This window comes from Pseudomonas sp. GW456-E7 (assembly GCF_059424105.1).
Genome location: NZ_JBWKZB010000009.1, coordinates 76,679 through 99,071, shown reverse-complemented (window position 1 = coordinate 99,071; position 22,393 = coordinate 76,679). Strand labels below are relative to the sequence as shown.

The window sequence follows — 22,393 nt, the reverse complement described above, 5'->3', positions numbered from 1 at the left end:
CCATCGCTCAGGCGTCTGCCCCGCCCTCCTGAAATGCACTCTCATCGGCATTTCCCCGGACGTAGCAACGGGCAGGTCGAGCAGTATTCAGCGGGTTCGGTGGCCAGGTAATAGAAGCAACAGGTTCGGCGAAAGCGAATGCTGCGCTGCCCGTCGTCCACCAGCGTCGGCGGTCGGCGAAAATGGCTCAGCGGGTTGTAATCGAGGCCGAACAACGCGGGCTCGGCTTGTGTCAGCAGCCAATTGAAATCCGCTTCACAGCGCTCGCGCACTGACGGGTCTTCGATTTTCGCCATGCGTTTTTCATACAGCGAGTACACGCGCACGGCCGTGTTTTCCCAGAGGATGCGCCGGGAAACACCGGTGACACGGTTGAAGGTGTGCCACAACGGTTGCAGCAGTCCCGCGAACAGTCCCCACACCAGGGCCTCCCGCCAGGCCTCGCGCTCATTGGCCCCATAGGTCAGCGGCAGACCGTGATGCAGGGGCATCGACGACGTCCACTGCCCATCATCGTGGCCGTATTCGATCAGCGTGTTGTCGAGCGTCAACAACAGCCCCTTGTCATACACCGACAGCGCATACAAACAGGCGCCGGTCGCCAGAAACGACAAGCGCTTGCCCAGCAGCGAGGCGGTGATCGCCCGGGTCGGCGAGCCGATCACCGGGCCCAGGGTGTCCAGCAGTTGCTCGCACACGTCTTCCTGCAACAAGTCCCGGGCCATCAGCGAACGCAACGGGTCGCGCTCGTCGCCGTCCTTGAGCCGCAAGCCGCCGGACAACACCGTCCACTGCGAGGCGGTGAAATGACGTGCCAGACTCATTGCGGCAATTCCCGGCCAAAGGGAATGCACAACGGCGTGCCGAAGAACGGATCGGCAATGATCCGGCAATTGAGGTCGAATACGGTTTTGACCAAGGGTTCGGTCAACACCTCGTCGGGCCGCCCCTGGGCAAAGGCCGTCCGGTTGTGCACCGCGACCATGTGGTCGGCGTAACGACAGGCCAGGTTGAGGTCGTGCAGCACCATGATGATGGTCTTGTTTTCGAGCCGGTTGAGGTCGCGCAGCAGGTCCAGCACTTCGATCTGGTGCGCCAGGTCGAGAAACGTGGTGGGTTCGTCGAGCAGCACGATGCCGGTGTCCTGGGCCAGGGTCATGGCGATCCACGCGCGCTGGCGCTGCCCACCGGACAACGCGTCCACCGGTCGGTCCGCCAGGGCCTGGAGGCTGGTTTGCGTCAGCGCGCGGTTGACCATGGCCTCATCTTCAGCCGACCACTGCTGCATCCAGCTCTGATACGGATAACGTCCCAGCGCCACCAACTGCCGCACGGTGATGCCCTCCGGCGCGCTGGGAGTCTGAGGCAAAATGGCCAACTCCCTGGCCACGGCGGCCGTGGACTTTTGCTGGATATCCACACCATTGAGGATCACCGAGCCCTGCTGCGGTTTGAGTAGCCGGGCGAAGGATTTGAGCAAGGTGCTTTTGCCGCAGCCGTTGCTGCCGATCAGTACCGAAATCTCGCCTTGGGGCAGTTGCATGTCCAGCGCGTCAATAATGACCTGGCGCTGGTAACTCAGGGTCAGGCCGCGACTTGCAATCGACGTCATGCGTTGAATTCCTTAATGACGCTGTTTAATCAACAAATAGAGAAAAAAGGGTGTGCCCAGCACGGCGACAAAAATCCCCGCCGGCAGATCCAGCGGCAAAAACAGGACACGCCCGGCGAGGTCGGCCAGCACCACGAGGTTCGCCCCGACCAACGCGGCCATCACCGCCTGGCCACCAAAACCCGGGGCTACCAGGCGCTTGGCAATGTGCGGCGCAATCAGCCCGACAAACGCGATCGCCCCGCCCCAGGCAATCGCAGCTCCAGCCAATGCCACGCTCACCAGCAACAAACCGGCGCGCAGCCACTGCACGCGAACGCCAATGCCCTGGGCCAGAGCGTCATCCAGTTGTTGCACCCTCACCTGCCGCGCCAGTAGCACCAGCAGCGGGCAGATACCCAACAACCAGCGCCCCAGCGCCAGCGGTTCCGGCCAACTGGCGCCGTACACGCTGCCGGTCAGCCAGACATAAGCCGACAGGGTCGTGGTCAGCGGACTGAAGACCAGGATGAAGGTGGTCGCGGCAGTCAACATCGCGCTGATGCCGACCCCGATCAACACCAGGCGCAGCGGTGAGGCCCCCTGCTTCCAGGCCAGCAGATAGATCGCCAATGCCGCCAGCCCTGCACCGGACATCGCCGCCAGCGGCAGAAACTGTTGGCCCAGCGCCACGGAGAAAAACGCCAGATACAGCACGGCCGCCGCACTGGCCCCACTGGTGATACCCAGCAGGTCAGGTGAAGCCAGCGGGTTGCGTATGATGCTTTGCAGAATCAGCCCCGACACCGACAACGCCGCCCCGACCAACCCCGCCAGGAGCATGCGCGGCAAGCGCAGTTGCTCGACGATGAACGTCAGGCTGGCGTCCTGGTTCGACAGCACAATCCGCAGCACCTCCAACGGCGACAGCATGACTTTGCCCAGCGACAGGGAGCCAAGCATGATCAGCGCCGTCACCATCGACGCCGCCAGTAACCGCCACAACGTAGTGACATTGATCCGCCGGGAAAAACCGCTGCGGCGCCAGGTCAGGACCTTATCCATAACGACCTCCACGCCGGGCCAGCAGAATGAAGAAGGGTGCGCCGAACAGCGCCGTCATCACGCCCACCGGGACCTCCTGCGGCAGGATCAACACCCGCGACAAGGTATCGGCCAGCAGCAGGACAATCGCGCCGAGTAGCGCACACCCCGGCAGCAACCAGCGATGATCGATGGACAGGCCCTTGCGCACCATGTGCGGCACCAGCAGGCCGATAAACCCGATGCTGCCGGCCAATGCCACGGCACTGCCCGCCAGACAGACCACCAGCACGCTCATCAGCAGCCGGATCAAACCGGTGCGCTGACCCAGGCCGGTGGCGATCTGCTCGCCTGCGTCAAGCACGTTGACCTGACCCGCCAGCAACATCGCGCCGAGCAACCCGAGCACGCCACAGATGAGCAGTGGCGCGGCGACCGACAGGCTGCGCTCGGTCAACGAGCCCGCCAGCCAGAACAGCACCGTGTCCAGCCCATCCTGATTGACCACCAGCAACGCCTGGCTGAACGCGGAGAACAAAGCGGCCATCGCCGCACCCGCCAGCACAATGCGCAGCGGGCTGAGACTGCCCTGCCCCATGTTGCCGATCAGCCACACCAGACTGCCGGCCACGGCCGCGCCGATGAACGCGCTCCACAGCCAGGCATCCGGGGATGACAGGGAAAACAGCGAGGAGCACAGGATGATAAAAAACGTCGCGCCGGCGTTGATCCCGAACAACCCGGGGGACGCCAGCGGATTGCGCGTCAGCGCCTGCATCAAGGCCCCCGCCACGGCCAGGCTCGCGCCCACGGCCATCGCCATCAAGGTGCGCGACAGGCGTGTGGTGGTCACCAGCACATGGCTGACGCTCAGCGGATCGGGATGCACGAACGCGGCGGCAATGTGCGACAACGGAATCCAGGTGGCTCCGACCGCCAGGCTCAGCACGCCGCTGAGCAGCAACACCACGGCGGCACAGCACAACTTCAAACCATTGCTCATCAGGACAGGTCCGCCGTGACCAGCCGTGCGACGTCATCGAGCATCAGGTTCGCCCCGAGCATCCCGCCCGACAGGCTCCAGGCCACTCCGTCGACCCGCCACACCTGCCCCTGTTGCGGCGCACGCATTTGCTGCCACAGCGGATGCCGCACCAGGCTTTCATAGTTTCGCTGCACTGCCGGTTTCTCCGCGCGCAAGAAGACAAAGAAAATGTCGGCATTGACCACCGCCAGACTCTCCTTGCTGGTGAGTTTGATCGATACCCCGCTCGCCGCGCGACTGGCCTCACTCCAGCCAAACCCCAGCTCGGTGATCACCGAACCCGGAAAACTGGCCGGCAGATAACTACGGATATGGTCCTCACGGACATCCAGAATCGACACCGTCGGCGGCCAGCGCCCGGCAAATTCCTGCTGCAGTTGCTCGCGCAGTTGTGCCGTGCGCCACTGCCAGCGGGCCAACACCTCGTCGGCGCGCTGCTGGCGGTGCAAGACCAGGCCCATCAACGCCAGGGTCTTTTTGAACTCGAACACTTCCTCGAGCATCACCACCGGGGCGATCTGCTTGAGCAACGGCGCGATGCGTTCATGGCGAAAGCGCGAGGCGATGATCACGTCCGGCTTGAGCAGCGCGATATCCTCAAGGCTGGGCTGGGTTTCCAGCCCGACATGGGGCACCGGCTCCAGTGCCGAGCGCAGATAGCGATAAGTGGGCTTTTCACTCCAGGAATCGACGATGCCGCAGGGTGTGATGCCCAGCGCCACGGCACTGTCCGTGGCCCCCTGGAACAGGGTGATCACCCGCAGCGGCGCAGCGTCGGCCCGGGCCCACGCCGACGGGGCAAACCTGAGCGCAAGCAGGCCCAGGGACAGGCGCAGCAGCGTGCGCCTGGAGGGCGTGTCGGGCTGTTCTTTCTTGAGCGGGTCAGTCAGGCCGGGCATGCTCTGGTCCTCTGCAATCGATTCATGACACAACTCGGTCGCGCCCATCCCTGTGGCGCATTCCACGGTTGAATCGATTCAGAAGTCGACGGTCGCCGACAGCAGGTAGGTTCGTGGAGTCGCAAGCGTCAATCCAGGCTCGCTGTCATCCGAAGCCCCGGCCGAACTCCAGTAGCGCTTGTCGGCCACGTTCTCGATATTGGCGCGCAGGGTGATGTTCTTTTCTTCAACCTTGAAGGCATAGCGCGCGCCCACGTCGACACGCGTCCAGGCATCGATTTCCTTGTTATTGGACTGGTCCAGATACTGCGAGCTGGAATAGATGCCGCGGCTGGTGAGGGTCAGGCCTTGTACATTCGGCACGTCCCACTCGCCCCCCAGGCTGACGTTGTATTCCGGCGTGGCGGGCGCGCGGTTGCCATCAAAGGTGCCGTTGGTGGTGTCGGTCAGTTCGCTGTCGATGTACATGACTCCGCCGAGCAGGCGGAAACCTTTGAGCGGCTCACCGAACACGTTGACTTCCACACCCTTGTTTTCGCGTTTGCCGTTCGGGCCGAAAACCCGTGTCGTGGCGTTGGTTTCATAGGCCGGCTGCTTGATCCGGAACACCGCAGTGGTAATGGCGAACGCCCCCGCATCATATTTGGCACCGACCTCGACCTGCCGACTGATGAACGGCGGGAAGATCTCGTCCTCGTTCACCGAGGTCGACGGGGCGATCTTGCCCTGGCTCAGGCCCTCCATGTAGTTGGCATACAACGAGAGCTTGTCGGTGGCCTTGAACAGAATGCCGCCCGAGGGCGATACCTTTTCTTCATCGTAGCCCGTATCGCCTTTGACATTATCCGTCCAGTCGTCAACCTGCACTCGCTGCCAGCGTGCGCCGAGGGTCAACAGCACCTGGTCATCGAAGAAGCCCAATGTGTCGGACAACGCCACGCTGCTGGAACGGTTCTCGGTATACACCTCAGAATCGAGTCGCGTGGGCGTGATGGGTGTAGGTGTTTCCACAGGGTGGTAGAGGTTGCTCGGGGCGGCGGCATAACGGGCGCCACCGTTTTCGAAGTCCATGTAGAAGTAGCTGGCAGCCAGGTTGATTTCATGGCTCACCGGACCGGTATGGAACCAGTTGCGGACCCCGGCGTTGGCTGTGCGGACATTTTCGTCACGGGTGAAGTCACGTGGCTGAACACTGAAATCGCCCGCGTTGTTGGTGACCGCTACGGCGTGCCGAAGGAAGTCGTGATTACTTTTACGCGCACCCGCACCGGCGTACACCATGACGGAATCGCTGACATCGTACTCGCCGGTCACCGTACCGAAGGTGTCCTTGGTCCGCGCCTTGCTCCATGGCTGTGCATAGTTGTGGCGAACATCGCTGGCGTGCGGAACCTGCGCCTTGGCACCCACCTGTACGCGCTCCTGCGGGGCGTCGGTGTCACGCTCGTTGTGTCCGATGTCCGTCGAGAGCCGCAGGCGCTCACCGCGAAAATCCAGGCCCAGCACAGCCATCTCGCGGTCAACACTCTGGTGATCCCATTCGGTGTCGCCGGACTGCTTCACGCCGTTGAAACGAACCCCGAACATGTCCCCCTCACCAAAGCGTCGACCGATATCTACCGCACCGCCGACCTGGCTGTCGGAAGCGTAGTTGCCGGTAAACGAAGTAACGGGCACGTCGGTGGCGCGCTTGGGCACCACGTTGATCCCGCCACCCACGCTGCCTCGCGGCGAAATGCCATTGATCAGCTGACTCGGGCCTTTGAGGACGTCGACGCGATCGGCCATTTCCATGTCGATGGTGTACGTCGGCAGAATGCCGTAGAGACCGTTGTAGGAGACATCACTGTTGAACAGGCTCATTCCGCGAATGGTGAACTGCTCATACCGCCCACCCGCCGGATTGGTGGCGCGAACCGAGGGATCGCTGGCAACCAGGTCGCCCAGGGTACGAGCCTGCAGGTTTTTCACCAACTCACTGGTGTAGGTGGTCTCGCTGAACGGCGTCTCCATGAAGTCTTTCGAGCCCAGCAAGCCTTGCGACCCACGGCGTGCGACCTGCCCGCCGGCATACGGATCACCGTGCGCCGTGTCCGCCGTCGCGTAAATAGAGGTCGCGCCCAATTGCAGGGTGCTGCCTGTTGGCGCCGGGGTCAGCATGTACGCCTGTTCGCCCACCGGTTGCAGTTGCAGACCGGAACCCTGCAGCAGTTGGGCAAAGCCCTCTTCCACCGCGAAGTCGCCGGAAAGGCCAGGGCTGGTGCGCCCACTCACCAGTGCCGGGTCCACGGACAGATTGACCCCGGCCAAGCCGGCGAAACGGGTCAGCGCCGCGCCGAGGCTACCGGCTGGCACCTGATAGCTGCGCCGTGGCGCGTCTTCTGCCCAACCGGCAGTGATGAACAACGGACAGGCACTCAGGCTCAACAACAGACTCAAGTGCATCAACGGGCGCAACCGGGATGGAGCCAGACGCGTACTGCAAGGCATCACTGCGGGCATTGAGAATCTCTCTGATTTCGTTTCACTTGCCTTGAATGACAAGCGCCGCGAAAAAAGGGGACACGCGTTAAACACTATTTTTGCGCGGCACCAGCGTTACCCAATAACGCGTACGCGAATGCACCTCCAGCGGCAGGCTGACCGCCAGAAGCGCGAGGATGCGATCGGTGTCTTCCAGGCGAAAACTGCCGGTGATGCGCAGCGATTCCAGCGCTGGCTCCCAACGCAACACGCCCGGACGATAGGTGCTGAGTTCGCGCAGGAAATCCCCCAAGGGTTGGTTCTGCGCCATCAGCACTCCGTCACGCCAGCCAGGGGCCAGCACATCGAATGGCTCCACAGCGCCGGCACCCGCCGCTTGCAGGCTGACTTGCTGGCCGCCGCGCAACGAAAAGACCGGCCCATGCAGAGGCTGCAACTGCACCGTGCCTCGAAGCACTGACACCTTGCAGCCCGTCTGCCCCTGACGCACACACACTTCGCTCTGACTGACGGTCACTTGCCCGAAGCGCGTGAGGATCGTCAGCGGCGAAGTCGCGGGCACGTTCAGCGCCATTTCGCCTTCCACCAGTGTCAGGCGCCGGCTCTTCAGATCGATATCGACGGCACTGGCCGTGTTCAGTTGCACAGCGCTGCCATCGGCCAACCGGACTTTTTTGCTTTCCCCGGTGGCGGTGCGCAGGTCGGCCCCCCAGGCATCCAGAGGCAACTGCCGACTGATCAACCAGGCGGTCGGCAGCAACGCCACTGCACCGACCGCGCGCTTGAGCACCGTGCGTCGACTGGCTTGCGGCCGGTCCAGACTGGCCATGGCCAGGCCCGATGGCAGGTCGGCAAAGCGTTGACGCAAGCACTGCGCTTTCTGCCAGGCCTGCTCATGGCTGGAATGGCTGTCGCGCCAGCTCTGCAACTGCTCCCGGTCCCGCTCATTGGCACAGCCGGATTCCATGAGGGCCAGCCACTGCGCGGCGGCCCGCACGACTTGTCGGGTCTGGGCCGAAGGTGCCGAACCGTTCACATGTCCACCAGCAGGCAATGTTCGTAGGCTTGAGCCATGTAGCGCTTGATCGTGCGTTCCGAGACTTGCAGGCGCTCGGCAATCTCCTGATAGCCCAGGCCTTCGAGTTGACTCAAGAGAAACGCGCGGCGTACCGGGCCCGGCAATCCATCGAGCAATTCGTCCAGGGCTTGCAGGGTCTCCAGCAGAATCCAGCGTTGCTCCGGGGACGGCACACAGTCCTCGGGCAGCAACGCCAATGCATCGAGATAGGCTTGCTCCAGGCTGCGACGCTTGTAGAAGTTGCTCAGCAGTCGTTTGCCGACGGTCGCCAGGTAGGCGCGAGGCTCTTGCAAGTCGGCGATGCGCTGAGAGCTGGCCAGTACACGAACGAAGGTATCCTGACTCAGGTCCGCTGCATCGCTGCCATTGCTCATGCGTCGCCTCAACCAGCCCTCGAGCCAGCCCCGATGGTCGCGGTACAGGTCGTGGAAGGCTTGCTCCGGCGGCATCGCGGCATCACTCATCTGAAGGAACCCTGGGCGAAGAAATAATTTAAATGCGACTCATTCTAATTAGTGTTGCGCGGGCAATCCAAGTCCTTTGTGCGAATTGCACCCGGTAAATGCTTGAGTTATTTGATGACAGGCAGGCATTTCGGCCGCGCAGGCGCCGGTTAACAAGGCTGCGGGTTATTGAGGGGGATTTTCGAGAGTCATCGGGATTTACCGGGCATCTGCGCCAGGCCGGCATATGTGAAACCCTGAGGGTCGCGAGGCAGGAGAAAAAGCCAAATCGCAGATACAAAAAACCCCGGTCTTTCGACCAGGGTCTTTGCTATCGACTCGAAGTAACCAGTGGTTTCTTCGTAGCTCCAAGGCGTTCAGTGGGCCTCGGGGCAGATATGGCGCAGCGGACGGGACTCGAACCCGCGACCCCCGGCGTGACAGGCCGGTATTCTAACCGACTGAACTACCGCTGCGCGTCGGTGGAGGCATTTCAGCCTACCTCTTGCTTTCGCAAGTATCTCGGGAGTGGTGGGTGATGACGGGATCGAACCGCCGACATTCTGCTTGTAAGGCAGACGCTCTCCCAGCTGAGCTAATCACCCGTTTGCATCTCCGAGGCCGCGAAATTTACGCAGGTAGCGAACCTAAGTCAATAGCAGGATTGAAGTTTTTCTGAAAAAGACAAAATCATGTAAATGCAGCAAGACCGCTTTCGCGAGCAAGCCCGCTCCCACAGGGGAATGCATTCCAAATGTGGGAGCGGCGGTGCGACGATTCGACTTGCTCGCGAAAGCAGCACATCCAACATCAAACCCGGAGCTTACTCGCTGTAAATCATCTTCTTGGTCATGCCGCCATCGACCACGAATTCCTGACCGGTGACAAAACCGGCATTCCTCGACAGCAGCCAGGCCACCATCGCCGCCACATCCTCGACCGTCCCTACCCTGCCCGCCGGATGCTGGGCATGATCGGCCTCGGTCAAGGGTTCGGCGCGCCGCGCCGAAGGGTCGCGCGCATCGATCCAGCCAGGGCTGACGGCATTGACCCGGATCTCCGGGCCAAGGCTGATGGCCAACGCATGAGTCAGGGCCAACAAGCCGCCCTTGCTCGCCGCATAGGCCTCTGTGTCGGGTTCCGACTGCCCGGCGCGGGTCGAGGCCAGATTGACGATCGCGCCGCTGTGAGCGCGCAGGTACGGCGCACAGTGCTTGGCCAGCAGCATCGGCCCGCTGAGGTTCACCGCCAACACCCGATTCCAGTGGGCCAGGTCGAGGCTTTCGAGGGTGATGTTGTGCGGATCGGCAACCGCCGCATTGCAGACCAGCGCATCCAGGCGCCCGAACTGGCCGAGCACCTCGGCCACGCCCAGCGCGACTTGTCCCTCGTTGGCGACATCCATGGCGATGAACCAGGCGTTGTCACCCAGCACTTTCGCCACTTTCGACCCGCGCTCCCGGTCCAGATCCGTCAGCACGACTTGCCAGCCTTCGCTGATCAGCCAGGCCGAAATCCCCAGGCCTATGCCCCGCGCAGCACCGGTCACCAGCGCTACGCGGCCATTGGAGCCGGTGTTTGGCGCAGACAACTCGATCACAACGCAGCCAGGCCGCGCGCCAGATCGGCTTGCAGGTCCGCCACGTCTTCCAGGCCGACCGCAATGCGGATCAGGCTGTCACGAATGCCCGCCGCTTCACGCTCCTGCGGCGCCAGGCGACCATGGGAGGTGGTGCTCGGATGGGTGATGGTGGTTTTGCTGTCGCCCAGGTTGGCGGTGATCGAAATCAGGCGCGTGGCATCGATAAAGCGCCAGGCACCCTCTTTGCCGCCCTTCACCTCAAAACTGACGACCGCACCGAAACCCTTCTGCTGGCGCAGCGCCAGCTCGTGCTGCGGATGGCTCTTGAGGCCGGCGTAATGGACTTTCTCGATGCCTGCCTGCTGTTCCAGCCACTCGGCCAGTTGCTGGGCGTTGGCACAATGGGCCTTCATCCGCAGGTTCAGGGTTTCCAGGCCCTTGAGGAAGATCCAGGCGTTGAACGGGCTCAGGGTCGGCCCGGCGGTACGCAGGAAGCCCACCACTTCTTTCATCTGCTCGCTGCGACCGGCGACCACGCCGCCCATGCAACGGCCCTGGCCATCGATGAATTTGGTGGCCGAGTGCACGACGATGTCCGCGCCCATTTTCAGCGGCTGCTGCAAGGCCGGGGTGCAGAAGCAGTTATCGACCACCAGCATCGCGCCCTTGGCGTGGGCGATTTTCGCCAGCTCGGCAATGTCGACCAACTCGGCCAGCGGGTTGGACGGCGACTCGACGAACAGCAGCTTGGTATTGGACTTGATCGCCGCGTCCCAGCCGGACAGATCCGCCAGGGCCACGTAATCGACTTCGATGCCGAAACGCTTGAAGTACTTTTCGAACAGGCTGATGGTCGAGCCGAACACGCTGCGCGACACCAATACGTGATCGCCGGCGCTGCACAGGCTCATCACCACGGCCATGATCGCAGCCATGCCGGTGGCGGTGGCCACGGCTTGCTCGGCGCTTTCCAGAGCGGCGATGCGCTCTTCGAAGGCGCGTACGGTCGGGTTGGTGTAGCGCGAGTAAACGTTACCCGGTACTTCCCCGGCAAACCGCGCGGCTGCGTCGGCAGCGGTGCGGAATACATAGCTGGAAGTGAAGAACATCGGATCACCGTGCTCGCCTTCCGGCGTACGGTGCTGACCGGCACGTACGGCCAGGGTATCGAACGCTACGCCTTCGAGGTCGCTGTCCAGCCGACCGGCATCCCAATCCTGACTCATGCTGTCACTCCTTTCCCTATTCTCGTCAATTAAAAGCCGGATACAAAACCGGCCCCTCAGGGCCGGTAGAAACTCAGTTGTTGTACAGGTCGATGATCGCGCTGACTGCCTGCGTCTTGACCTTGGAGGCATCGTTGCGTGCCTGCTCGATCTTGTTCAGGTAAGCCTCGTCGACGTCGCCAGTGACGTACTGGCCATCGAACACCGCGCAATCGAACTTGTCGATCTTGATCTTGCCGCCACCGACCGCTTCGATCAAGTCAGGCAGATCCTGATAGATCAGCCAGTCGGCGCCGATCAGGTCAGCCACGTCCTGGGTCGAACGATTGTGTGCGATCAGCTCGTGAGCGCTCGGCATGTCGATGCCGTAGACGTTCGGGTAGCGAACCGCTGGCGCCGCAGAGCAGAAGTAGACGTTCTTGGCGCCGGCTTCGCGGGCCATCTGGATGATCTGCTTGCACGTGGTACCGCGAACGATGGAGTCATCCACCAGCATCACGTTCTTGCCGCGGAATTCCAGTTCGATGGCGTTGAGCTTCTGGCGTACGGATTTTTTCCGTGCGGCCTGGCCCGGCATGATGAAGGTCCGGCCGATGTAGCGGTTCTTCACGAAGCCTTCGCGGAACTTCACGCCCAGGTGGTTCGCCAGCTCCAGCGCGGCGGTGCGGCTGGTGTCCGGAATCGGGATGACCACGTCGATGTCGTGATCCGGACGCTCGCGCAGGATCTTCTCGGCCAGCTTCTCACCCATGCGCAGGCGGGCCTTGTAGACCGACACGCCGTCGATGATCGAATCCGGACGCGCCAGGTAGACGTGTTCGAAGATGCACGGGGTCAGGGACGGGTTGGTCGCGCACTGACGGGTGTACAGCTTGCCCTCTTCAGTGATGTAGACCGCTTCGCCTGGCGCCAGGTCGCGAATCAGGGTGAAGCCCAGCACGTCCAGGGAAACGCTTTCCGAGGCGATCATGTACTCGACGCCTTCGTCGGTGTGACGCTGGCCGAAAACGATCGGGCGGATGCCGTGCGGGTCGCGAAAGCCCACGATGCCGTAGCCGGTGATCATGGCCACGACGGCATAACCACCAACGCAACGGTTGTGCACGTCGGTGACGGCGGCAAACACGTCTTCTTCGGTCGGCTGCAACTTGCCGCGCTGGGCCAGTTCGTGCGCGAACACGTTGAGCAGCACTTCCGAATCGGAGCTGGTGTTAACGTGGCGCAGGTCAGATTCGTAAATCTCCTTGGCCAGTTGTTCAACGTTGGTCAGGTTACCGTTGTGCGCCAGGGTGATGCCGTAAGGCGAGTTGACGTAAAACGGTTGAGCTTCAGCCGACGTCGAGCTGCCCGCGGTCGGATAACGCACATGGCCAATGCCCATGTGGCCGACCAGGCGCTGCATGTGACGCTGCTGGAACACGTCACGCACCAGGCCGTTATCCTTGCGCAGGAACAACCGGCCATCATGGCTGGTCACGATACCGGCAGCGTCCTGGCCGCGGTGCTGGAGCACGGTTAGCGCGTCATACAGCGCCTGATTGACGTTCGACTTACCGACGATACCGACGATGCCACACATGCGACGCAACCCCTACTTAATGGATCTGAACTGAGCACTACTCACTGAGGCGTTTTGGCCATCGGCAAGAGTTGCTCCTTGAACGGAATATCAGCGGGTACGCTGATTCCGCTGGCAAGCCACTGACTGCTCCACCCGAGGATCAGGTTTTTGGACCAGTCGGCGACCAATAGAAATTTTGGCACGAGCTGTGACTCTTTCCACCACCCGTCCTGCTGTACCGGCCCCAGGCTCAACAGCCCGACGGCGATGACCACCAGCAAACCGCCACGCGCGGCGCCGAAGGCCATGCCGAGGAATCGGTCGGTCCCGGAGAGCCCGGTGACGCGAACCAGTTCGCCGATAAGATAATTGATCATTGCGCCTACGATTAAAGTGGCGACAAACATGATGGCACAGCCCGTGATTATACGGGCCGATGGCGTTTGAATGTACCCGCCGAGGTACTCGGACAATGAGCCACCGAACATCCAGGCAACGACTCCTGCGATGATCCAGGTCAGCAGCGACAGTGCTTCTTTGACGAAGCCGCGGCTCAGACTGATCAATGCGGAGATGGCGACGATTGCTACGATCGCCCAGTCAACCCAGGTAAATGGCACAGTGCAGCCTACAGACGGATAAGGCGGCGCATTTTAGCAGAGCCCATGCTTATCGGTAAGCTGCGATTGTCAGTGCATTTCATATCGGGGCGATAGTTTTAGCCACGTTCCGGCTGAAAGCGCACGACAAACCCCTTCAGGTTCTGCTGGCGGTTCAGCAAATCCCGCAGCCGGTCGGCTTCTGCGCGCTCGATCAGCGGCCCGACAAACACCCGGTTTTTGCCGTCGGCGGTCCGGATGTAGGCGTTGTAACCCTGGCTGCGCAGGGTTTTCTGCAGCTTTTCCGCGCTTTCACGGTTCGCCAGGCTGGCCAGTTGCACCGACCAGCTGACCGACAAACCATTGGCATCGACACGGCTTTGCGTGGTGTCCGGCTTGCCCGGTGCCGCCGTGATGGGCTGGGCAGGCGCGGTCGCTGGCTTGGCGGCCAGCGCCGGAACCGGTGCAGGCGGCGGCGTAATCGGTTTGACAGCAGGTGCCGGAGCCACCGGCACAGCCGGCACCGCCGATTCCTGCTGGGCGATTTCGTCATCGCTCGGCACGGGTTCCTGAGGCAAGGCTTGCGGCTCAGGCACCGCCACGGGTTCGACCTGCACCTGGGGCAGCGCAGGCGCCTGCGGGGCCGCCGGCGCTTCGACCGTCACCTGGCGCTGTTCGTCCTGGCGGGAAAACAGCATCGGCAGAAAAATCACCGCCAGCGCGACCAATACCAGGGCGCCAACCATGCGCTGCTTGTATGCCTTATCCAGCAATGCCATTTGCCGCTTCCTCCGTGGAGCGCCGGGCCAGCCATTCAAGGGCCTCGGCGACACAATAAAATGATCCGAACAACAGGATTTCGTCGTCGCTCGTGGCCTGCGCGCACTGCCCTTCCAGGGCGGCCGCTACACTGCCGTATGACGTGACCGAGGCACCAAGACCCTGCAATGCATCGTGCAGATCCGCAACCGGACGCGCCCGAGGCGAATCCAGCGGTGCAACAGCCCAGTGCTGGACACTAGCATTCAATTCGCCGACAACACCACCCAGATCCTTGTCCGCCAGCAGCCCGAACACCGCCAGGCGCTTGCCGACCGGTGGACGGCTGGCCAGACGACGGGCGAGGTACTCCGCCGCATGCGGGTTATGCCCCACATCCAGCAATAAATTCAAACGCTTGCCCTGCCACTCGAACGCGCGGCGATCCAGACGACCGACCACCTTCGTAGCCCGCAGCGCTTCGATAATCTGCACATCCACCCAAGGCAAGCCAAGCAGCAAGTAAGCCTGCAACGCCAGCGCGGCGTTTTCCATCGGCAGATCGAGCAGCGGCAGGTCGCGCAGCTCGACCGCACGCCCTTGCGCATCGACACCGCGCCACTGCCAGTTGTGATCGGTCACGCCGAGATCAAAATCGCGCCCACGCAGGAAAAACGGGCAGTTGAGCTCGCGCGCCTTGTCCAGCAGGGGTTGTGGAGGATTCAGATCGCCACAGAGCGCTGGCGCGCCCTGGCGGAAAATACCGGCCTTCTCGAAGGCCACGGACTCTCGGGTATCACCCAGGTAGTCGGCATGATCGACGCCAATACTGGTGACCAGCGCCATGTCGGCATCCACCACGTTGACCGTGTCCAGGCGACCGCCCAGACCCACTTCCAGCACCACCGCATCGAGCCCGGATTGCTGGAACAGCCAGAACGCCGCCAGGGTGCCCATTTCGAAGTAGGTGAGCGAAGTGTCGCCACGCCCGGCCTCTACCGCTGCAAAGGCCTCGCACAGTTCGGCGTCAGTGGCTTCGACGCCGTTGACCGTTACCCGCTCGTTGTAGCGCAGCAGGTGCGGGGAGTTGTAAACCCCCACCTTCAAGCCCTGGGCCCGCAGCAAGGACGCCACGAACGCACAGGTGGAACCCTTGCCGTTGGTCCCGGTGACCGTAATCACCCGAGGCGCCGGCTTGCCCAGTCCCATGCGGGACGCTACCTGCTGCGACCGCTCCAGCCCCATGTCGATGGCCGAAGGGTGCAACTGTTCGAGGTAGGCGAGCCATTCGCCAAGGGTACGTTGGGTCATAGGCTGGCAGGTACCGGTGGAACCACGATTGGAACGATGGGTGCAGCCACGAACTTCGGCGTCGGCAGGCCCATCATTTGCGCCAGCAGGTTGCCCAGGCGCGGACGCAGTTCCTGACGGTCGATGATCATGTCGATGGCACCGTGCTCCAGCAGGAACTCGCTGCGCTGGAAGCCTTCCGGCAGTTTTTCACGCACGGTCTGCTCGATCACACGCGGACCGGCAAAACCGATCAGCGCCTTCGGCTCGCCGACAATCACGTCGCCCAGCATCGCGAGGCTGGCGGAAACGCCGCCGTAGACCGGATCGGTCAGCACGGAGATGAACGGGATGCCTTCTTCACGCAGGCGCGCCAGCACCGCAGAGGTCTTGGCCATCTGCATCAGGGAAATCAGCGCTTCCTGCATCCGCGCACCGCCGGAAGCCGAGAAACAGACCATCGGGCAACGTTTTTCCAGGGCGTAGTTGGCGGCGCGAACGAAACGCTCACCGACGATGGCGCCCATCGAACCGCCCATGAAGGAAAACTCGAACGCAGAAACCACGATCGGCATGCCCAGCAACGTGCCGCTCATCGACACCAGCGCGTCTTTTTCGCCGGTCTGCTTTTGTGCAGCGGTCAGGCGGTCCTTGTACTTCTTGCCGTCGCGAAACTTCAGACGGTCAACCGGCTCCAGGTCTGCACCCAGCTCGGTACGGCCTTCAACGTCGAGGAAGATGTCGATACGGGCGCGGGCGCCGATACGCATGTGGTGGTTGCACTTGGGGCAAACGTCCAGGGTCTTTTCCAACTCCGGACGATACAGCACAGCCTCGCAAGACGGGCATTTGTGCCAAAGACCTTCAGGCACCGAGCTCTTCTTGACCTCGGAACGCATGATCGAAGGGATCAGTTTGTCTACTAACCAGTTGCTCATGCTTTCTTTCTCCAGTACCGGCGGCCCGAACGCTCTGGTTCGCAGCCCCGTGTATGCCCTAGCGCTAAATTCATGTGTGCGGCGATGATCAGTGAATGGCCGGATCAGCAAAACGTGACCTGCGTACCACCCCATGACCCTCAGCCGTTTTGTACAGTGCAGTGGACGGCGGCAGTCTGCCAGCCGTCACATCAACAGGTGCTACCGCGTACCGCCTTGATAAATGCCTGGACCTTTGCGTGATCCTTGATGCCCTTGCTCGCCTCTACCCCGCCGCTGACATCCACGGCATAGGGCCGGACGCGGGCAATCGCTTCGGCGACGTTATCCGGCGTCAGGCCGCCGGCCAGAATGATCGGTTTGCTCAAACCTTGCGGTATCAGTGACCAGTCAAACGCCTCACCGGTTCCTCCGGGAACGCCTTCGACATAGGTGTCGAGCAGGATTCCGCTGGCGCTGGCATACGCATTACAGGCCGCGGCGATGTCATCCCCCGCCTTGACCCGCAGCGCCTTGATGTACGGGCGGTGCCAGCCTTCGCAATCCGTCGCGCTTTCATCGCCGTGAAATTGCAGCAGGTCCAGGGCCACTGCGTCGAGGAGTTCGCCCAGTTCGCAACGGCTCGCATTGACGAACAGGCCCACGGTGGTCACGAACGGTGGCAGCGCCTGGATGATCGAGCGCGCCTGCTGGAACGTCACCGCACGGGGGCTTTTGGCATAGAACACGAAGCCGATGGCATCCGCCCCGGCCTCGACGGCCGCCAACGCATCCTCTATGCGGGTAATCCCACAGATCTTGCTGCGAACGGCTGACATGTCAACACAACTCCAAGACAAATCCGGGAAAGTCCCGGATGGTAACAAAAGCATTCGAGGGCGTCAGCCGCCAAGTTCGGAGAAGCCGGTCAGGAAGTGTGGGCCGATGTAACGTTCTGGCAATTCGAACTCGTCACGGTACTCGACCTGCACCAGATACAAACCGAATGGATGCGCCGTCACGCCACCGGTCCGGCGAATCCGGCTCTCCAGCACCTCTTTCATCCACTCCACCGGACGCTCGCCGGCGCCAATGGTCATCAGCACGCCAGCGATGTTGCGCACCATGTGGTGCAGGAAGGCGCTGGCGCGAATGTCCAGCACGATCATCTTGCCGTGGCGGGTGACACGCAGGTGATGCAGCTCCTTGATCGGCGACTTGGCCTGGCACTGGCCGGCACGGAAAGCACTGAAATCATGGGTGCCGAGCAGGTACTGAGCCGCTTCGGCCATGCGCTCGACGTCCAGCGGGCGGTGGTTCCAGGTCACTTCTTCGTTCAGGTGCGCGGGGCGGATCTGATCGTTGTAGATCACGTAGCGATAACGCCGGGCAATGGCCTTGAAACGCGCATGGAAGTGCGCCGGCATGACCTTGGCCCAACTGACACTGACGTCGTGGGGCAAGTTGATGTTGGCACCCATGGTCCAGGCCTTCATCGAACGCTCGACCTGGGTATCGAAATGCACCACCTGTCCGCAGGCATGCACCCCGGCGTCGGTACGCCCGGCGCACATCAGCGAGACGGGTGAATCGGCGACTTTGGACAGGGCGTTTTCGAGGGTTTCCTGCACGGTGAGCACCCCGGACGCCTGGCGCTGCCAGCCACGGTAGCGCGAGCCTTTGTATTCAACGCCCAGCGCGATCCGGAAAAAGCCGTCGGCTGCCATTTCGGCGGCCGGGTTATCTATATTTGCCAAGGAGGGACAGCCTGATGATGTACCAAAGGCGGGCATTATAAGGCCACCGGGCGGGGATACCAGAGAGATCTCCTTTGACTGTTCCGGCCCCTTCGCGGGCAAGCCCGCTCCCACAGGTACAGTGTGATCCTGTGGGAGCGGGCTTGCCCGCGCAGAGGCCACAGCAGACGACATCAATTCATCGCCCAAACAAAAACGGCAGCCTCACCGGGCTGCCGTTCTGTTTACAACGTACCGATCACTCAAGCCAGACGCGAAAGCATCTCCCTGGCTTCGCTCTTCTGCTCGTCACTGCCTTCGCTCACGACCTCATTGAGGATGTCGCGGGCACCGTCGCTGTCTCCCATGTCGATATAGGCCTGGGCCAGATCGAGCTTGGTAGCGGCTTCATCGGTACCCGAGAGGAAGTCGAACTCGTCATCACCATCCAGTGCGGCGTCGGCTTCGGTAAAGGTCGGCTCACCGATGCTGTTGGACAGGCTTTCCAGCTCGGCGTTGACATCATCCAGCTCGGCGGCGAACGCATCCGGCGTGCTCATTTCGTCGGCCAGCGACAGGTCGAAGTCGGCAGGCAAATCCAGATCATCCAGCGCAACGTCAGGAGCAGCCGGGGTTTCGGCGACTGGAAAATCCTTCACGCCCTCATCCAGATCCAGCAGGAAATCGTCTTCAGCCAGCATCGCCGGCGACGGTTGCGCACCGAGATCCAGGTCAAGGTCGAAGTCCGACAGGTCGTCGAGGTTTTCCTTGATTTCGGTCTGTTGCTGCAACACCGACTCAAAACTCAGATCGTCATCCAGCGGGAATTCGTCCAGATCCGCCAAAGCCTCCACTTCAGGCTCCGCTACAGGTGCAGGCGCCACAGGCTGGATCGTGTCCAGATCATCCAGGCTCAGGTCGAAGGCGCTGTCGAGGTCATCCTCGAGCGGCGTCGGTTCCGACGCGGGTGCTTGCGGCTCATCGAGCAACAGGTCCTTGACGTACTGCGCGTCCAGCTCGGCAGCAACGGCGGCTGCGGCGATGCCACCGGCAGCGACCAGCGCCATGGCCGGGAAGCGGCTTTTGAGCTTTTCAACCTGGGCGAAGTTGTCGCCATTGGCCACCAGCTTGCGCTCCTGGCTGACGAACGCATCGCGGTCGCCTTGCTGGCCGTAGACTTCCATCAGCTTCAAGCGCAAATCGCTGCGCTGAGGCTCTCGCTTGACGCCGTCCTCCAGCAATGCGGCAGCCTGGTTCAGGCGACCGGCACTGATGTGCGACTGAGCCTGGCCCAGCACGTCATCGGAACGCTCGGCAGCCGGCGACACCAATGGCGCGGCGATCGGCGTGGTCATCACGACGGGGGCAATGACCGGCGCAGGCGCGGGAGCTGGTGTCGGTGCAGTCGCCAGCTTGACGCTCGGCGACGGAACTTCAAGGCCTTCGAAGCTGCTTTCCGGCAAGTCGAGATCGGCCGAGAACGGCTGCTCTTCGGCCAGGGCACGCGCCATGCGCTGATGCTTCTCGGCAGCTTGCTGGGCTTTGCGGCGGCGCGCCAGCAACAGCAGCAAGAGCAGCAGAACGACAGCACCGCCACCCACCAGGCCCAGCAGCACCGGATTGCTCAGCAACTCATTGAATTTCTGATCGTCGGATGCGGCCGGCGTCGCCTCGACAGGTTGCCCGACCGGAGTCGCAGCTGCCTCGGGCGCCGCGGCCACAGGCGCAGTGTCTGCCGGAGCAGGTGCAGCCGGATTGGGCGCCAGCTCGGCCGACATTGCCGGAGCCGTTGCGGTGCCTGGTGCGTCAGTCGCGCCCTCGGCCTGCAACTTGGCCAGTTGATTGTTCTTCAACTCGAGCAGGCGCTGCAGCTTGTCCATCTGACTTTGCAGGTCGGCCACGCGGCTCTTCAGCTCGGCGTTATCACGACGGCTGGTGTCGAGGCTTTCCTGAGTCACCGCCAGCTTGTTGCTGAGGGCCACGGCATCGCCGGCAGGTCCTTTGCCACGATTCTTGCCGGATTCGGCAGACACCAGGCTCAGCTTGTCGCTGGCCGCTTGAGCCGGAGCAACATCGCTGCGAGCGCGATTGGTGGCGTCCAGTTGCTGCTGCCCTGCCCCGGGCTTGGCGACATAACGGCGACCCTGACGCCAGGCCTTGTTCTGCGCGGCCACTTCGGCGATGGCTTTGGGTTGCGGCAGGTTGGTGCTCTGCGCCTGATCCGGCATACGCAGCACCTGGCCGGTTTTCAAGCGGTTGATGTTGCCGTCAATGAAGGCGTCCGGGTTCAGCGCCTGAATGGCCAGCATGGTTTGCTGGATCGAACCGCCATTACGCGCCTTCGCGGCGATCTCCCACAGGGTATCGCGCGGCGTGGTGGTGTATTGCGACGGCTTGGTCGCACCGGTGACCGGCGCAGCGACGGTTGAAGTCGGTGCGGGCTGCGCAGCCGCCTCGGCGGCTTGCGGCGAGAATTTCGATGGATCGAGCAGCACACTGTAGTCGCGCAGCAAACGGCCGTTCGGCCACATCACCTGAACCAGGAACTTCACCATCGGCTCGGAGAGCGGCTTGCTGGAGGTCACGCGCAGGATGCTTTTGCCGTTGGCGTTAAGCACCGGGGTGAAGGTCAAGTCATTCAGAAACGCCTGGCGGTCAACACCGGCCTTGGCGAAATCTTCCGGCGAAGCCAGGCTCGGCACCAATTCGGCAGCGGTGAGGTCCTTGACATCGAGCAGCTCGATTTCCGCCACCAGCGGCTGGTTGAGGGTCGATTTCAGGGTCAGTTCCCCGAGCCCGAGGGCATGCGCCATACCGGAGGACAGCGCCGAGGCGGCCGCTATTGCTAACACCAGTTTGCGAACTTGAACCATTAGCTCATCCTTAGTTTGAACATTCCTCGGCCAGCGAGAAGATATTGATAGCCGCAGCCGTACGGCATTGCGTGCAACGACGAAGGTCGTCGCGCGCGATCATTTGATTGATGCCCCGCAAAGCCCCGCAGAGTGGCTCGCCTTCAGCACTCCGGCAAGCATAGGCTCGCGCGGAATCATTCGACAAATTGTTGCAAAGTATCTTTTACAGCAGGTCTTTAATCAACAACTCAGCCAGCTGCACAGCGTTGAGCGCGGCGCCTTTGCGTACGTTATCTGACGTCAGCCACAAATTAAGTTCCGACAGGTCGTCGATACCGTGGCGAACCCGCCCCACGTAGACCACATCCTGGCCTACCGCGTCACCTACCGGCGTCGGGTAATCGCCCGCCTCGACCAGCTCGATACCGGGCGCGTCTTCCAACGCAGCATTGACTTTGGCCAAATCAATGTCCTTTGCGCACTGCAGGGTCACGCTATAGCTATCGCCAAAAAACACCGGGGCTTGAATGCAAGTGACGGAAATCTTCAATGAAGGCAGCGCCATGACCTGACGCAGCTCCCGCACCAGGCGTTTTTCCAGCAGCGTATGACCTTGTTCGTCCGGCTTGCCGACCTGGGCCAACAGGTTGAAGGCCATTTGCCGGTCAAAGAATCTCGGTTCCAGCGGCCGCACATTCAGCAGTTCGGCGGTTTGCCGGGCGAGCTCGCTCACGGCTTCACGGCCCTGGGCCGATACCGCCAGGCTGGCGGTCAGGCTGACACGCTGCAAATCGAGCACATCCATCAGCGGCGCGAGCACCACCGCCAGCGTGGTAGCCGACGGACTTGGACCACTGACCAGAAACGGCTTTTTCAAGCCCGCCAGCACCTGAGCGTTGGCCTCAGGCACGACCTGCGGCGCCTTATCCGCGGGCAAGGCACCGGACAGATCGATCACCGAGCAACCGGCGTCGGTCGCACGGGAAGCAAAACTCAAGGAAACAGCCGGGCCGGCGGCAAAAAATGCCAACTGCACCTTGCTGAAATCGAACTCATCGACTTCCCGCACCCGCACGTTCTTGCCGCGATAGGGCACGGAACTGCCGGCCGACTCGCTGCTGGCCAACAGATGAAGGGTGCCGATCGGGAAATCGCGCTCTTCGAGAATCTGCACGAGCGTTTCGCCGACAGTACCGGTGGCGCCGATCACGGCAATATCAATGGACTGGTTCATGGCTTGGCCTCTGGCGAAACGGGGGGAGCGGCACTTTACCGGGTGGTGGG

At 62.2% G+C, this 22,393-nt stretch carries 19 protein-coding genes and 2 tRNA genes; all 21 read right to left on the bottom strand.

Going from position 1 to position 22,393, the window contains the following annotated elements:
• Positions 1 to 41 precede the first annotated feature (41 nt).
• Positions 42 to 824 (bottom strand): IucA/IucC family C-terminal-domain containing protein, encoded by a 783-nt coding sequence (locus tag AC07YV_RS08615; protein WP_102699283.1) that lies wholly within the window; start codon positions 822 to 824, stop codon positions 42 to 44.
• The gene (locus tag AC07YV_RS08610; protein WP_102699282.1) at positions 821 to 1,612 is read right to left on the bottom strand and encodes an ABC transporter ATP-binding protein; all 792 of its coding nucleotides are present in this window, start codon (positions 1,610 to 1,612) and stop codon (positions 821 to 823) included. The genes AC07YV_RS08615 and AC07YV_RS08610 overlap by 4 nt, the downstream gene beginning before the upstream one ends.
• A 12-nt stretch (positions 1,613 to 1,624) precedes the next feature.
• Positions 1,625 to 2,656, bottom strand: coding sequence for a FecCD family ABC transporter permease (locus tag AC07YV_RS08605; protein ID WP_102699281.1), 1,032 nt, complete (start codon positions 2,654 to 2,656; stop codon positions 1,625 to 1,627).
• The gene (locus AC07YV_RS08600; protein WP_102699280.1) at positions 2,649 to 3,638 is read right to left on the bottom strand and encodes a FecCD family ABC transporter permease; all 990 of its coding nucleotides are present in this window, start codon (positions 3,636 to 3,638) and stop codon (positions 2,649 to 2,651) included. The genes AC07YV_RS08605 and AC07YV_RS08600 overlap by 8 nt, the downstream gene beginning before the upstream one ends.
• Positions 3,638 to 4,579: an ABC transporter substrate-binding protein gene (locus tag AC07YV_RS08595; protein WP_102699319.1), complete on the bottom strand. Its 942-nt coding sequence runs from the start codon at positions 4,577 to 4,579 to the stop codon at positions 3,638 to 3,640. Before AC07YV_RS08595 ends, AC07YV_RS08600 begins: the two co-directional genes overlap by 1 nt.
• A 78-nt stretch (positions 4,580 to 4,657) precedes the next feature.
• Positions 4,658 to 7,081 carry a TonB-dependent receptor gene (locus AC07YV_RS08590; RefSeq protein ID WP_102699279.1) on the bottom strand — a complete coding sequence of 808 codons (2,424 nt, stop codon included), beginning with the start codon at positions 7,079 to 7,081 and terminating at the stop codon, positions 4,658 to 4,660.
• 67 nt (positions 7,082 to 7,148) lie between these two features.
• On the bottom strand, positions 7,149 to 8,099 hold the full coding sequence (locus tag AC07YV_RS08585) for a FecR domain-containing protein (protein ID WP_102699278.1): 951 nt from the start codon (positions 8,097 to 8,099) through the stop codon (positions 7,149 to 7,151).
• Entirely contained in the window at positions 8,096 to 8,605 is a 510-nt protein-coding gene (locus tag AC07YV_RS08580) for a sigma-70 family RNA polymerase sigma factor (RefSeq protein ID WP_095965303.1), read from the bottom strand. The genes AC07YV_RS08585 and AC07YV_RS08580 overlap by 4 nt, the downstream gene beginning before the upstream one ends.
• 378 nt (positions 8,606 to 8,983) lie before the next feature.
• Positions 8,984 to 9,060: transfer RNA gene (locus AC07YV_RS08575), tRNA-Asp, on the bottom strand.
• A gap of 53 nt (positions 9,061 to 9,113) precedes the next feature.
• Positions 9,114 to 9,189, bottom strand: a tRNA-Val gene (locus tag AC07YV_RS08570).
• 218 nt (positions 9,190 to 9,407) lie between these two features.
• The gene (locus AC07YV_RS08565; protein WP_102699277.1) at positions 9,408 to 10,184 is read right to left on the bottom strand and encodes an SDR family oxidoreductase; all 777 of its coding nucleotides are present in this window, start codon (positions 10,182 to 10,184) and stop codon (positions 9,408 to 9,410) included.
• Positions 10,181 to 11,392 (bottom strand): O-succinylhomoserine sulfhydrylase, encoded by a 1,212-nt coding sequence (locus tag AC07YV_RS08560; protein WP_102699276.1) that lies wholly within the window; start codon positions 11,390 to 11,392, stop codon positions 10,181 to 10,183. The genes AC07YV_RS08565 and AC07YV_RS08560 overlap by 4 nt, the downstream gene beginning before the upstream one ends.
• Positions 11,393 to 11,465: 73 nt before the next feature.
• On the bottom strand, positions 11,466 to 12,971 hold the full coding sequence (purF, locus tag AC07YV_RS08555) for an amidophosphoribosyltransferase (RefSeq protein WP_007975670.1): 1,506 nt from the start codon (positions 12,969 to 12,971) through the stop codon (positions 11,466 to 11,468).
• Between the two features lie 41 nt (positions 12,972 to 13,012).
• On the bottom strand, positions 13,013 to 13,573 hold the full coding sequence (locus tag AC07YV_RS08550; protein ID WP_007975669.1) for a CvpA family protein: 561 nt from the start codon (positions 13,571 to 13,573) through the stop codon (positions 13,013 to 13,015).
• Between the two features lie 98 nt (positions 13,574 to 13,671).
• On the bottom strand, positions 13,672 to 14,331 hold the full coding sequence (locus tag AC07YV_RS08545; protein ID WP_102699275.1) for an SPOR domain-containing protein: 660 nt from the start codon (positions 14,329 to 14,331) through the stop codon (positions 13,672 to 13,674).
• On the bottom strand, positions 14,315 to 15,622 hold the full coding sequence (gene folC, locus AC07YV_RS08540) for a bifunctional tetrahydrofolate synthase/dihydrofolate synthase (protein ID WP_102699274.1): 1,308 nt from the start codon (positions 15,620 to 15,622) through the stop codon (positions 14,315 to 14,317). Before folC ends, AC07YV_RS08545 begins: the two co-directional genes overlap by 17 nt.
• A complete protein-coding gene (accD, locus tag AC07YV_RS08535; RefSeq protein ID WP_015095887.1) occupies positions 15,619 to 16,539 on the bottom strand; it encodes an acetyl-CoA carboxylase, carboxyltransferase subunit beta in 921 nt (306 codons plus the stop codon). The genes folC and accD overlap by 4 nt, the downstream gene beginning before the upstream one ends.
• A 191-nt stretch (positions 16,540 to 16,730) precedes the next feature.
• Positions 16,731 to 17,357, bottom strand: coding sequence for a phosphoribosylanthranilate isomerase (locus tag AC07YV_RS08530; protein ID WP_102699273.1), 627 nt, complete (start codon positions 17,355 to 17,357; stop codon positions 16,731 to 16,733).
• Between the two features lie 63 nt (positions 17,358 to 17,420).
• On the bottom strand, positions 17,421 to 18,245 hold the full coding sequence (gene truA, locus AC07YV_RS08525) for a tRNA pseudouridine(38-40) synthase TruA (RefSeq protein WP_032829430.1): 825 nt from the start codon (positions 18,243 to 18,245) through the stop codon (positions 17,421 to 17,423).
• Positions 18,246 to 18,517: 272 nt separating this feature from the next.
• Positions 18,518 to 21,127, bottom strand: a complete 2,610-nt coding sequence (locus tag AC07YV_RS08520) for a motility hub landmark protein FimV (RefSeq protein WP_102699272.1) — start codon at positions 21,125 to 21,127, stop codon at positions 18,518 to 18,520.
• A 205-nt stretch (positions 21,128 to 21,332) separates the two neighbouring features.
• Positions 21,333 to 22,343 (bottom strand): aspartate-semialdehyde dehydrogenase, encoded by a 1,011-nt coding sequence (locus tag AC07YV_RS08515; protein ID WP_102699271.1) that lies wholly within the window; start codon positions 22,341 to 22,343, stop codon positions 21,333 to 21,335.
• Positions 22,344 to 22,393: the final 50 nt, after the last annotated feature.